Source organism: Halalkalicoccus sp. CGA53 (genome assembly GCF_036429475.1).
Taxonomy (GTDB): domain Archaea; phylum Halobacteriota; class Halobacteria; order Halobacteriales; family Halalkalicoccaceae; genus Natronorarus; species Natronorarus salvus.
Genome location: NZ_CP144125.1, coordinates 1693062 through 1705357, shown reverse-complemented (window position 1 = coordinate 1705357; position 12296 = coordinate 1693062). Strand labels below are relative to the sequence as shown.

15 protein-coding genes are annotated in these 12296 nt (G+C 68.2%); 8 read left to right on the top strand and 7 right to left on the bottom strand.

What is annotated here, in order from left to right:
- The first annotated feature begins 32 nt into the window (after positions 1-32).
- Positions 33-719 carry a metallophosphoesterase gene (locus V2L32_RS10240; protein ID WP_331236393.1) on the top strand — a complete coding sequence of 229 codons (687 nt, stop codon included), beginning with the start codon at positions 33-35 and terminating at the stop codon, positions 717-719.
- Between the two features lie 124 nt (positions 720-843).
- On the top strand, positions 844-1002 hold the full coding sequence (locus V2L32_RS10235; protein WP_331236392.1) for a hypothetical protein: 159 nt from the start codon (positions 844-846) through the stop codon (positions 1000-1002).
- A gap of 49 nt (positions 1003-1051) precedes the next feature.
- Here V2L32_RS10235 and V2L32_RS10230 read toward each other — a convergent pair whose 3' ends face one another.
- On the bottom strand, positions 1052-2347 hold the full coding sequence (locus V2L32_RS10230; RefSeq protein ID WP_331236391.1) for an NAD(P)/FAD-dependent oxidoreductase: 1296 nt from the start codon (positions 2345-2347) through the stop codon (positions 1052-1054).
- A gap of 101 nt (positions 2348-2448) precedes the next feature.
- Positions 2449-3159 carry a haloacid dehalogenase type II gene (locus V2L32_RS10225; RefSeq protein WP_331236390.1) on the bottom strand — a complete coding sequence of 237 codons (711 nt, stop codon included), beginning with the start codon at positions 3157-3159 and terminating at the stop codon, positions 2449-2451.
- A gap of 110 nt (positions 3160-3269) precedes the next feature.
- Between V2L32_RS10225 and V2L32_RS10220 the strand changes: the two genes are divergently transcribed.
- Entirely contained in the window at positions 3270-4463 is a 1194-nt protein-coding gene (locus tag V2L32_RS10220) for a threonine synthase (RefSeq protein WP_331236389.1), read from the top strand.
- 8 nt (positions 4464-4471) lie between these two features.
- Here the strand turns inward: V2L32_RS10220 and V2L32_RS10215 are convergent, their stop codons facing one another.
- A complete protein-coding gene (locus V2L32_RS10215; RefSeq protein ID WP_331236388.1) occupies positions 4472-5074 on the bottom strand; it encodes an ArsR/SmtB family transcription factor in 603 nt (200 codons plus the stop codon).
- Positions 5075-5670: 596 nt separating this feature from the next.
- On the opposite strand from V2L32_RS10215, the gene V2L32_RS10210 reads away from it, so the two are divergent.
- Positions 5671-6336: a LysE family transporter gene (locus V2L32_RS10210; protein WP_331236387.1), complete on the top strand. Its 666-nt coding sequence runs from the start codon at positions 5671-5673 to the stop codon at positions 6334-6336.
- On the opposite strand, the gene V2L32_RS10205 is transcribed toward V2L32_RS10210, so the two are convergent.
- The 3 genes from V2L32_RS10205 to V2L32_RS10195 form a co-directional block, all read right to left on the bottom strand.
- Complete coding sequence (locus V2L32_RS10205; RefSeq protein ID WP_331236386.1) at positions 6317-7006, bottom strand: HD domain-containing protein; 690 nt, start codon at positions 7004-7006, stop codon at positions 6317-6319. The genes V2L32_RS10210 and V2L32_RS10205 overlap by 20 nt on opposite strands.
- A gap of 159 nt (positions 7007-7165) precedes the next feature.
- Positions 7166-7657, bottom strand: a complete 492-nt coding sequence (locus V2L32_RS10200; protein ID WP_331236385.1) for an SRPBCC family protein — start codon at positions 7655-7657, stop codon at positions 7166-7168.
- The gene (locus V2L32_RS10195) at positions 7654-7992 is read right to left on the bottom strand and encodes an ArsR/SmtB family transcription factor (RefSeq protein WP_331236384.1); all 339 of its coding nucleotides are present in this window, start codon (positions 7990-7992) and stop codon (positions 7654-7656) included. The genes V2L32_RS10200 and V2L32_RS10195 overlap by 4 nt, the downstream gene beginning before the upstream one ends.
- A 205-nt stretch (positions 7993-8197) precedes the next feature.
- On the opposite strand from V2L32_RS10195, the gene V2L32_RS10190 reads away from it, so the two are divergent.
- Complete coding sequence (locus tag V2L32_RS10190; RefSeq protein ID WP_331236383.1) at positions 8198-8917, top strand: alanyl-tRNA editing protein; 720 nt, start codon at positions 8198-8200, stop codon at positions 8915-8917.
- Positions 8918-8955: 38 nt separating this feature from the next.
- Positions 8956-9705 carry a ribonuclease H-like domain-containing protein gene (locus tag V2L32_RS10185; protein ID WP_331236382.1) on the top strand — a complete coding sequence of 250 codons (750 nt, stop codon included), beginning with the start codon at positions 8956-8958 and terminating at the stop codon, positions 9703-9705.
- 8 nt (positions 9706-9713) lie between these two features.
- Here the strand turns inward: V2L32_RS10185 and V2L32_RS10180 are convergent, their stop codons facing one another.
- Positions 9714-10085 carry a cyclophilin-like family protein gene (locus V2L32_RS10180; RefSeq protein ID WP_331236381.1) on the bottom strand — a complete coding sequence of 124 codons (372 nt, stop codon included), beginning with the start codon at positions 10083-10085 and terminating at the stop codon, positions 9714-9716.
- A gap of 75 nt (positions 10086-10160) precedes the next feature.
- Here V2L32_RS10180 and V2L32_RS10175 point away from each other — a divergent pair, with 75 nt between their 5' ends.
- Both V2L32_RS10175 and V2L32_RS10170 read left to right on the top strand, forming a co-directional pair.
- Entirely contained in the window at positions 10161-11111 is a 951-nt protein-coding gene (locus V2L32_RS10175) for an NlpC/P60 family protein (RefSeq protein WP_331236380.1), read from the top strand.
- A 159-nt stretch (positions 11112-11270) separates the two neighbouring features.
- On the top strand, positions 11271-12296 hold the full coding sequence (locus tag V2L32_RS10170) for an agmatinase family protein (RefSeq protein ID WP_331236379.1): 1026 nt from the start codon (positions 11271-11273) through the stop codon (positions 12294-12296).

Sequence of the window (12296 nt, the reverse complement as noted above, 5' to 3'; positions counted from 1 at the left end):
AGGTTGATGCCGGGGCGGGCGAAGCCCCGACCGTGCTGGAGGGTGCCGAGTTCCGCGACCGGGCGATCTACCTGGGCGAGGAGCGCACGCTCGTCCTCGCCGACCTCCACGTCGGCCGCGACCGTGCAAGCGCACTCTCGCTCCCGCTCGGCGAGCACGACGACCTCCACGACCGCCTCGACGGGTTGCTCGACCGGTTCTCGCCCGAGCGAGTCGTCCTCGCCGGTGACCTGCTCCACAGCTACGGGACGGTCCCCGAGGAGGTCCGCGAGTCGGTCACAGACATCCTCTCGCTGATCGACCGTGCGGGAGCGACCTCGGTCGTCACCCCCGGGAACCACGACGCGATGCTGGGGGCGGTCTTCGACGGGGAGAGCCCGGAGTGCTACCGCATCGGTGAGGTGGCGATCTGTCACGGGCACAGGAAGATGGAGGCGGACGCCCCGCTCACGGTGCTGGGCCACGACCACCCGGCAATCCGGATCGAGGGTCGGAAACGGCCCTGTTACCTCCTCGGCCCTCGATCGGGTGGGGAAGGACGGGCGCTCGTCCTCCCGGCGTTCAACCGGCTGACCCGCGGTGTCGACGTCTCTCGGTCCACGTCGTTCCTCTCGCCGCTGCTCGCCGATCCGGGCACCTACCGTCCGATCGTCCGCGACGAGGAGGGCGACGAGACGCTCGCGTTTCCGCCGCTCTCGCGGCTTCGCCGTCTCCTCTGAGGGGTATCGGAGGTCGCCATCGCGACCCTGCAGGGGTGACTGATTGCCAGTACGGGACGGAGCCGCGGGCGAGAGTTTCCGAGACCGACACCTATGTAGCCCCGTCGGGCGATGGTAGCCGCGTATGATCGAAATCGTACTTCACGCTGGCACGGAGCATCCGAACCTCGCCTGGGTACTCGTTCCGAGCATCCTCACGTTCCTCGCGGGGATCGGCATCGGCGCCTACTCCGAGAGGCTCCGTGACCTCCTCTACCCGCAACGGTCGGCGACGACCGAGTGAACGGCGACGACCCCCGTCCTGGCGTCGCCGACGACCACGTCGCTGACACCTACGTCGTCAGGTCCGCCTCCGCAGGCGTCTCGACCGGTAGGTCGTCCCTGACCGCACGGGCCGCGAGCACGCCGCTCTCCATCGCGCCCTCGATCGAGGACCACTGGGTGTAGTCGCCGGCGAGGTAGACCGGCCCCTCGGGCGACCGGACGTCGGGCAGCGTGGCGTAGAAACCAGGCGGCTGGGCGAACTGCGCGAAGCCGATCCTGTCGGTCGCGAGGATCGAGAGCGTCGTGAACGAGCGCTCGGGGTACCACGACGAGAGCGCCTCGCGGGTCTCGGCCGCGAGTTCGACGTCGCTCTTCGACTGCTCGCCGAGGAACGTCGCGCTCAGGAGCGTCATCCCGGGGACCGAGTACTCCGGGGCGACCGTGCTGTGCGGGACGACCTGGTTCGGCCGGTCGTCCTCGCAGTTGAGGATCAGCCGCTTTCCGGCGTCGAACGGCACCTCGCCGGGGAGCTTGTACCACTGGGTGGCGCAGGATCGTCCCTCGGTCGGGATCGCCGCGACCCCCGTCAGGTCCCTCGCCGCCTTCGGGTTCGTCGCGACGACGACCGCCTCCGCCTCGACCGTCTCGGTTCCGATCGTGACGCTCGGCCCGTCGGGATCGACCGCCGTCACCTCCCTGTCGAGTTCGATCGTCGCGCCCGCCTCGCGCGCTCGGGCCGCGAGCTGGTCCGGGATCGCGCCCATCCCCGCGGCGGGGACTGCGATCTCGCCGGCAGAGAGCATCGCGAACGTGTACTCGAAGACCGACGCGGAGGTCCCGAGGGTGCGGTCGAGTGTGATCCCGCCGTAGAAGGGCGCGACGAAGTTAGAGAGGAACTTCCGCGAGAAGCCGCGCTCGGTCAGGTACTCCTCGATCGAGCGGTCCTCGCCGTCGAATATCCGCGAGAGGTTCTTCTCCTGGAGGTCGTTGCGCAGCGAGAGCGTCCCGAGTTTGTCCTTCATACCTACCTCGCGGTTGAGCGCCGACTGGACGAGCGCGCCGAGGTCCCGGAGCGGGTCCGAAAGGATCGAGCGCTCGCCAGGCCGAGCGAGACACGCGCCCGGAGTGAACATCCTGAGATCGAGCGCCTCGTAGTCGAGTTCGCGACTCGCCGTCGGATACGCGGTGAAGAGCACCTGAAAGCCCCGGTCGAGGGTGAAGCCCTCGACCTCCCGCGATCGGACCCGGCCGCCGACCTCCGCCTCGCGTTCGTACACCGTCACGTCGATCCCGCGCTCTGCGAGTCGGCGGGCACAGACGAGTCCGGCCAGCCCACCGCCCACGACGACGACCCTCGCTGTCATTGTGCCCGTTTCGTCGGCGGGCTACAAAAATGGCCACGGGGCGCACTCGTGACCCTCCCCTCGAGAGCGGGATTCGAGCGTCGCGAAACGAACCATATAGATCACTCGAGCAGATCGACTAGTTCACCGACGTCGGCGACGGTCAGATCGGGCCGGTGAATCCACCCGCCGAACGGGTTCTCGTGTCGGTTGAGAAACGCCCCACACATCCCGACCGCCTTCGCCCCGACCAGGTCGAACGTGTGCGAACTCGCGAAGAGCACCTCGTGTGGAGCGACGTCGAACCGTTCGCAACAGAGCCGGTACGGTGCCGGATGCGGCTTGTACGTGCCCGCCTCCGCGACCGAGACGAACGCGTCGAGTTCCGTCTCGAAGTTCGGTCGAACGGCTTCCAGCATGTCCGGGTCGCCGTTCGAGAGCCCGACGAGGACGTACTCGTCGGCAAGCGAGCCGAGCCGGTCGTCGACGTCGGGATACGGCTGGAGCCGTTTCCACTGCGCTACGACCGACCGGATCTCCTCGTCGGGCACGTCCAGGCCCAGCTGCGCGAGCCGGTAGCCGAGCGCCCTTCGGCTGACCTCCTTGAACGGGGTGTGGGGGCCGGGGATCAGCGAGTCGATCATCGAGTCGCGAAAGTGCATCGCGAGGTACCGACGCAGGAGGATCTCCGGGTCGTACTCGCTGTCGTGGTCCGCCAGCAGCGCCGCGAGCGCCGGGACGAGCGTCGCCTCCCGGTCGAGCAGCGTGTCCCACACGTCGAACGCGATCACCTTCGTCTCCTCCCGGATGGTCCTCGTTTCCCCCATGTTCATCGGAGGACCATCGCCGCCGTCGGTAATGACTGGTTTGTTCGAGGGAGCCCTCACTCACGCCGGTCGCCGGTTACAACAGGACTTAGGTGGGGCCGGCCGACCGCCCGAGTATGGAGACGACACCCGCGTTCGTCGGGCTTCGGTGTATCGAGTGTGACGAGGTGGCCGAGCCGGACGTCGGCACACACCGTTGTCCCGAGTGTGGCGGCATCCTCGACCCGGAGTACGACTACGACGCGATAGAGCTGAGCAAAGAAGAGCTCGCTGCACGCCCGTTCGACTCGATGTGGCGCTACGAGGAACTGCTCCCGTTCCCGCGGGAGGCCGCCGTCACGATGGACGAGGGGGCGACCCCGCTCGTCGACTGTCCGAAGCTCGCCGAGGAGCTCGGCGTCGCTCGTGTTCTGTTCAAGGACGAGGGGCGCAACCCCACCGGGACGTTCAAGGACCGGGGACAGTCGGCAGCGGTCACTGCGGCAGTACAGCACGGTGCGAGCGACGTCGCCCTCGCCTCTGCCGGAAACGCCGGACAGGCCGCCTCCGCGTACGCCGCGCGGGCGGGTCTCGCCTCGCACGTCTTCTTGCCCTCGCGGGCGGGCTTCGACCAGAAGGCGATGGTGAACGTCCACGGTGGCGATCTCACCGTCGTCGGCGGGCGAATCGGCGACGCGGGCGCGGCGTGTGCCGACGCGCTCTCGGAGAACGACGACTGGTACCCGGTCGCGACGTTCGTCACCCCGTACCGTCACGAGGGCAAGAAGACGATGGCGCTCGAACTGCTCGAACAGATGGACTGGGAGGTGCCCGACGCCGTCGTCTACCCGACCGGCGGCGGCGTCGGTCTCGTGGGTATGCACAAGGCCGCGAAGGAGTTGGTGGAACTCGGCTTCACCGACGACCTCCCGAGCATGTACGCCGCACAGGCGACCGGCTGCGCCCCGGTCGTCGCGGCATGGGAAGAGGGCAGGGACGTCCACGAGCCGTGGGAGCACCCGGACACGATCTGTGGCGGGATCGAGATCCCCGACCCGGGTGCGAGCCCGATGATCCTGGAGGCGCTCCGCGAGAGCGACGGCGGGGCGGTCGCGACGACCGACGACGAGATCCTCGAAGCGGGCGTCGCGGTCGCGCAGGCCGAGGGCCTGGAGATGGGCGCGACCTGCGCCGCGGCCGCGAGCGGGGCGTGGAAGCTCGCCGAGGAAGGCGAGTTCGGCCCGGACGACACGGTCGTCCTCCTCAACACCGGTACGGCGAACAAGGACGCGGACGTGCTGCGCAGCCACCTGATGGGCCAGGGCGTCTGAATCCCCCCTCAGCTTCTCGTCCACCAGACCGCGAACGCCGCGAGGAGGACGGCGAGCCCCCCGAGGAAGAACAGCACCCCGGGATCGGTGAGCGCGATGTCGAGGAGGGGGTCGCCGACCCCCGGCTCCGCGGGTGCGGTCTCGACCGCCACCGCGTCGCTCTCCTCCCGTTCGGGCGCGAGCGCCGCCGCGACCTGCTGGATCAACGCGCTGACGAACCCGAGCAGCGCGACCGCGCCGAGGAGTCTCGTGAGCGCGTCGCGGACGTTCCTCTCCCGCTCGTCGCCCAGGACCACGATCATCGGCGCGTCCGCCGGGGCGAACATCTCCATCTCGCGGCCCTTCTCCGAGTAGATCGTGTCCACGACCTCGATCAGCCCCGCCTCGCGGAGCTTCCCGACGTGGTAGCGGGCGTTCTGCAGGGAGAGGTCGGTCCGATCGGCGACGACGGAGACGGGGGCTGGCTCCTCCTGGAGGGCGACGTAGACTCGCCGGGTGGTCTCCGAGGAGAGCGCGTCGAGGACCGCACCCGCATCGGCGCTGTCCATGCCGATCACCCGCGGCTCGCCCGACGGCTCCGCGTCGGAGTCGGTGGGCAGTAGGCCCGCCATCGCTTCTTGTACCGTGAGTCTGTTCAAAATCGTTTCGGCGAAGAGCGGTTTCGGTCACCGACAGACGGCATGCGTGTTCTCTGGCCGTAGCGGGTACCCGTGGATACCACGCTGTTTCGGTGTTTGGTCCGGTCGCGAACGTTTTCTCAGGTGGTCGTTAGCATCGAACGAGGTGGGTCGGAAGGATCCCACCCGAACCGGGTGCTGTCAGAGGCAATCCCTGTCCCCTCCCCTCTGTCGCGTGCCCTTGACGGGCGTGAATGTCAACTCACCTGATACCTATAAAACTAACGGTCGTCGAGGAAATCCAAAGAATCTTCCTCTATACCACTCATTTTCATTATTACTCGCCTAATTGTTGAAATTGTGGAGAATGATTATATATGTATTTTAGATAATATATGAAGGTATTTTACTATCAATTCTTTGTTGGTTAGCGGTCACGCCCGACCGACCGACCGACCGGGGATCGGGTGGAGTCCACGGATGCACAGGACGACGACCACGGACTCGACGAGCTATCCACGTCACGGCGAGCGTGCCCGGGGTAGGTCCGGATCAGAGGCGTTTTCGCACCGCGACCCACAAGGGAACGTGTGCTCTCGCTCGCGAGCTCGCTCGCCGCCGGCGTCCTCCTGGGGCTCTCGTTAGCAGCTCCTCCCGGACCGATGAACGCGATCATCGCGGAGGAGAGCGTCCTGAGGGGGTGGGCCGCGGGCTTTCGTGCCGGGCTGGGCGCGATGAGCGCCGACGGCGTCTTCTTCCTCGTGGCGCTCGCGGGCGTCGCGACGGTACTCCAGAACGCGCCGGGCGCGCAGGCGGGGATGATGGCCGTCGGCGGCCTCCTGATGTGCTACTTCGCCGTCGGGGCGGCCCGCAGCGCGAGAGGCTCGTTCACCGAGGGCGAGGCCGGCGACTCGACTGGGTTCAGGAAGACGTTCGGGCTCTCGCTTTCGAACCCGTATCAGGTGCTCTGGTGGCTCACGGTGGGGGTGACGCTGCTCGACCCCGGAACGCTCTCGTTCGCGCTCCCGGTCCTCGGCGACCTCGCCGTCTCGACCGGGAGCGCCGCGATCGTCGTCGGCTTCTTCTCCGGGATCGCCATCTGGATCGTCACCTTTCCGGCGGCGCTCGTCGCCGTGGGCGAGCGCGCCGACTGGTTCGCCCCGGCGGTCGCGGTGGGCAGCGCCCTCGTCCTCGCCGGCTTCGGCCTCCTCTTTCTCTACGGTGCGGCGAACGAACTCACCACTCTTCTTCGGTGACGTCCATCTCGGGCACCTCGAGTTCGAGCCACTCGCGGAACCAGCGCACGCGCTTTAACCGTTCGTGGGCCATGCTCTCTGCCGTCTCGCTCTCGATCCGTTTGACTGCCTCCTCGCCGCGTGTGAGCACGCGCTCGACCATCGTCGCGGCGTCCAGGTGCGAGCGCGCCTCGTAGCCCATCCGAAGCAACATGAGCGTCACGCCGTTCGCGCCGACCTTGTCGAGTAAGTCGGCCTCGATCAGACAGCGCGCCTCGAGCGAGACGTCGGCGAGCGGCCCCTGATACGAGTGGTTCACGATCGCTCTGCAAACCTCGTCCACGAACGACTGGGGGTACTCTCCCCGGGAGGTGAGGTACTCGCGGGCGACGCGCGCGCCCTCCTCGGCGTGGACGTCCTGGTCGGCGTCGAGCTTCGCCACGTCGTGAAAGAGCGCCGCGACGCGGGTGACGTCGGGGTCCGCGCCCTCCGCGCGGGCGAGCTCCTCCGCGAGGTCTACCACGTTTATCGTGTGTGCGTAGCGGTAGTCCGCGGAGTGCCACGGGTACCACCGCATGCGGCCGCCCTCGCGCTCGTTGGCGACGCTCGCGGCGAGGTACTCGTAGACGAACTCGCACATCTCCTCGAACTCATCGTCGGAAACGGGCGTCTCCTTTATCTCGACACCCATAGAGACACCTCGGGAACCGGGCTAGCGTTCATTCTTAGATGAGGAAAGGTGTGTCGCTCTCTTGAGCGTTACGACACGGTTTCACACGGGGTCGGTCACGACGCTCGCTACAATCGAGGGGTTCGAGATCGGGGCTCGAAACGGACGATCGCCGCCGCGTCAGCCGCTCGCTGCGATCGACTCGGCGAGTTTCTCGAAGCTCCCGTTCCAGCCCTCTTCCATCCCCGAGAGCGCTCCCCGCACCTCGTCGGTCGCCCTGACGACCTCCGCCTCGAGCGTGAGCGTCGTCCGCCCGTCGCGCTCGACGAGCGTCACCGTGTTGTCCACCTCGAGCCCGTAGCTCCCATCGTCGTCCTCGAAGGCGCGACTCGTGAAGACGAGGCGATCGGGCTCGACGACCTCGTGGAACTCCCCCTCGTCCGGGTAGATCGTGCCGTCGGGCGCCCGCATGTCGATGCGGTAGGTTCCACCCGATCGTACGTCCATCTCACAGCGTGGGACGGTGAAGCCCTCCGGTCCCCACCACTCGGCCACCTCCTCGGGATCGGTCCACGCCGCCCACACCGCGTCGCGCGGAGCGTCGAACGTCCGCTCGATGGTCAGGTCGTACTCGCTCGGGTCGAACTCGCTGTCGGTCGTATCGGGTGTCATCGATCCTCGGTCTCCAGATGGTCGGCGAGCGCGTCGAGTCGGTCCTCCCAGAAGACGCGGTACCGGGTCAGCCAGCCGAACGCCGCGCTCAGCGGCGCAGCGTCGAGGTGACACCGGCGGGCGCGTCCGTCCTTCTCGACCTCGACGAGCCCCACGTCCTCGAGCACGCTCAGGTGCTTCGAGACCGCCGCCAGCGAGACGTCGTACGGTTCGGCCAGCGTGCCGACGCGCTCGGGACCGCCGGCCAGCCGCTCGAGCAGATCCCGGCGGATCGGGTGCGCGAGCGCCCGGAAGACCGCGTCGAGGTCGACGTCGTCCGCATCTTGTTCAACCATCCGGTTAAATATACGCCACGCCCATATTTAACCGTTTGGTTAAATAGTAGACGGAGATTCGGTGTGGGCCGAAGTCCCGCCCGTTAGCGGCGTGGTGGGGCCGACGAGTGACAGGAACGTGACCGGAGCGAGACGGCCCACACGAGGAGTCAGGAGAGCGATCGAGAGCGGAAACCGCTTCACCGGTGAGGGGTAACCGAGACCGATGACCGAACCGCTGTACCTGACCGACTCCAGTAGGGGGCAGTTCGAGGCACGCGTCGACCGGACGCTCGACGACCGGGTCGTCCTCGATCGGACCTGCTTCTACCCGACGGGCGGCGGCCAGCCCCACGACACCGGCACGCTCTCCACCGATGACCGGACCTGGCGTGTGACGGACGTGGCGAAACGGGATACGATCTACCACACGGTCGACGGCCCGGAGCCGCCCGAGGTGGGTGAGACCGTCGTCGGAGACCTCGACTGGGAGCGACGCGCCGCCCACATGCGCTATCACACCGTCCAGCACCTCCTCTCGGCCTACCTCCTCGAGAGCTACGACGCCCCCACGACCGGCAATCAGCTCTACGCCGACCGCGCCCGTCTCGACTGCGGCTACGAGCGGTTCACCGACGACGACCTCGCGGGGATCGAAACCGGCCTGAACGACCTGATCGACTCGGACCTCCCCGTCCGGTGGTACGAGATGGACCGGGAGGCCGCGGAGGCCGATCTCGGTCCCGAGCGAACGCGACTCGACCTGCTCCCCGAGAGCATCACGGAGGTCCGGATCGTCGATATCGGCGACGCCGAAGAGCCCTACGATCGGACCGCGTGCGCGGGAACCCACGTCGAGTCGACCGGGCTGATCGGCGAACTGTCGGTGACCGACCGGGAGACGCGGGGCAGCGACGAGGAGCGCCTCTCGTTCACCCTCGAGTGATCCGAAACCGATAACTCGGCGACGCTCGCAGGACACCTGTGCGCGTCGAGAACAGCTTCATCCTCGCGGAGGGCGTCGGCGAACGGACCGAGCGGCGACTCTGGGACCACGGCGTCACCCACTGGGACGAGTTCTGCTCGGTACCCGGAATCGGCGAGACGACCTGCGCCTCGGTCGAGGCGTTCATCGACCGCGGCTACGACGAACTCGACGCCGGCAACGCCGAGTTCTTCGCCGACCGCCTCCCCTCGGCCGAGCGCTGGCGGCTCTACGAGAACTTCCGCACCGACGCCTGTTTCTTCGACATCGAGACGACCGGACTGAGCAAACACCGGGACGTCGTAACGACGGTGAGCTTTCACTGTGACGGGGAGACGACGACGCTCGTCCGCGACGACGACCTCACCCGAGAGCGGGTTCGTGAGGAACTCGCCGACGCCTCCCTGCTCGTCTCGTTCAACGGCGCGCGCTTCGACGTGCCCTTTCTCGAGACCGCGTTCGATCTCTCGGTCGACACACCCCACCTCGACCTGATGTATCCCTGTCGCTCGGCCGGGCTCACGGGCGGGCTGAAACGGATCGAGCGCGACGTGGGGATCGGCCGCGAGGACGAGGGCGTCGACGGCCTCGAAGCGGTGCGGCTCTGGAAGCGCTTCGAGAGGCACGGCGACGAGGGCGCGTTAGATCGCCTGGTGCGGTACAACCGCGAGGACACGGAGAACCTCGCGACGCTCGCCGACCACGTCGCGGACGAACTCGACCGGGACGTCTTCGGGCCGTATCGCTGAGACGCGACTCAGCCCTCCCGTAGTTCGACGGACGCGCTCCCCTCCAGGTCCGCGAGCGCCGAGACATCCTCGACCCGCGCGACGACGTTGACCGGCGAGGCAGCCCGCGGTTCCTCGCCCTCGCTCGCGGGCGTCGGCCCCCAGAAGAGACAGAGCGCGTTCCCGGCCGGCCAGTAGGCGATCGTTCCGGGATCGACCAGCTCTCTGGGATTCTCGGGACCGACGTCGACGTCGGTTCGGAAGTAGAGCTCCTCGCCCCAGCGCGAGGCCTCCCCGGAGAGCGGGAGCGCGGCCTCGACGGCGGCCCGCGTCTCGGGGCTGTCGTCGGTCCACTCGGCGGCGAGCGTGCGGTCGTCCACGCGACATTCGAGACCGGACATACCGGTGGATGCTCTGGGAGCGAGAAAAACCTCTGGTAGCCGAACCCTTTTGCCACCGATCGCGGTACCCGGGGTATGACCGACGACCTCTCGCTCGCGCTCTCGTACTGTGAGACGATCTCGGCTCCCGACGACCGGATCTCGTGTTTCGACGTGGAGGCAGATCGACGCGACGGCGACGTCAGGCTCTCGGGAACCGTCTCCTCGCACGCCCTCCGACGGCGGGCGGTCGAAGTGCTCGGCCAGGTGAGCGCCGAGCCGATCGACGCGAGCGAGGTGTCGGTCCTCTCGCGGGGCGAGGAGCGGACCCTCGCCGTCCCGTGTGCGCCGGTGCGAGCGGAGCCCGACGCCGAACGGGTGACGACCGCGCTCTACGGCGCGACGCTCGGGGCGTACGATCACGAGGGGGGCTGGCGTCGAGTGCGGACGCCGTGTGGCTACCTCGGCTGGATCGGGCGCGAAGCGCTCTCGGTTTCGGCGCCCGTCGACCCGGACGCGACGCTCTCCACGCCGGTGACGGTCGAACCGAGTACGACGCTCCCGGCCGGCGCGGACTGCGCGGTCCTCGACCGCGAGGACGAGGAGGCAACGGTCGCGTTCCGGACCGGTCTCGAAGTTGCCGTCCCCACCGACTCCGTGACCGTCCCGCGATCCGACGCGACGGGGGCCGACGCGCTCGCCGCGGCCGAGTCGTTCCTCGGAACCGAGTACCGGTGGGGTGGGATGAGCCACGATGGGATCGACTGTTCGGGGCTGGTCTGGATCGCCTACCGACGGATCGGGATCACGATGCCGCGGGACGCCGACCAGCAGCGCGCGATGGGACGGGCGGTCGGTCGGGAGGCGCTCCGACCCTGCGACCTGCTCTTCTTCCCGGGTCACGTCGCGATCAGCCGCGGGGGGAGTTCGTTCGTCCACGCCTACGGCGCCGCCGACGCGGTGGTAGTGAACGACCTCGACCCGGACGAAGAGGGGTACGTCGCCGACCTCGACGACCGGCTCGAACTCACGACGCGACTCCTCTGATCGTCGGCGGTACGGGGACGCGAGCGGCTCTTCGGGTCCCACGTACGACGTCCGGTTCGTCGCGAGTAGCTCGGGCCGTGACCTCGGCATCCGCCGTCGCGTGCGAGGTGAGTGAGGGTTGTGAGTGAGGGTTTTCACACCGGGTGGTGAAGCCGTCACATGGTAGACGATCCGGAGACGGAGAGCGATGACGGGAGCGACGAGGGGACGCCCGGCTCCGCGGTCGAACTCGCGTACGCCGGGATCGGGACGTTCCTCAAGGCGCCACACCGGCCGGTCGAGGCGCTCACGGACGAGGAGGTCGCGGTGCTCGGGGCACCCTACGACGGGGCGGTGAGCAACCGCCCCGGCGCGCGCTACGGACCGGCGGCGATCCGTCGGGAGAGCGGCTGGTGGGCGTACCTCGGGGGGTACAAGGGTGGGCTGACGAACCTCCAGACCGGCGCGGAGATCGACCTCTCCACACTCTCGATCGCCGACTGCGGTGACGTCCCCGTCTTCCCGATGAGCCACGAGCGGACGGGCGAGGCGATCCGGCGTCACGTCGCGAGCGTCGCCTCGAACGGGACGGTCCCCGTGGTGCTCGGCGGGGACCACTACTGTACCTACCCCTCGTTCCGCGGGTTCGCGGAGGGCGCGGATCACGACCGGGTCGGACTCGTACAGATCGACGCCCACTCGGATACGGTCGTCGAGAGCCCCGTCTTCGGGACCGAGTTCCACGGGTCGAGTACGAACCTGATCGCCGGGAGCGATCGTGGCGGTTACGCGAGCGTCGCACAGGTCGGTCTTCGCGGCTACGAGTCGCCCGGCTTCTTCGTGTTCGCCGACGAGGTGGGTATGGACGTCCAGACCGCCCGGGAGGCACGCGAGCGAGGGATCGAGGAGTCGGTGCGAAGAGCGCTCGACGCGGCTGCCGAGGGAGCGGATTCCGTCTACGTCACGTTCGACGTCGACGCGGTGGATCCGAGCGCCGCGCCCGGCACCGGGACCCCTGTTCCCGGCGGCCTGACGGCCGACGAGGCGCTCCGGGTACTGGAGACTGTCGGTGCCGACGAGCGAGTCGGCGCGCTCGACCTGATGGAGGTCTCACCCTGCTACGACCCGACGGGGACGACCGCGCGGCTGGCCGCCGTGCTGCTCGTCACGGCACTCGAACGGCGGTTCGCCGAGGTCGAGGGATAG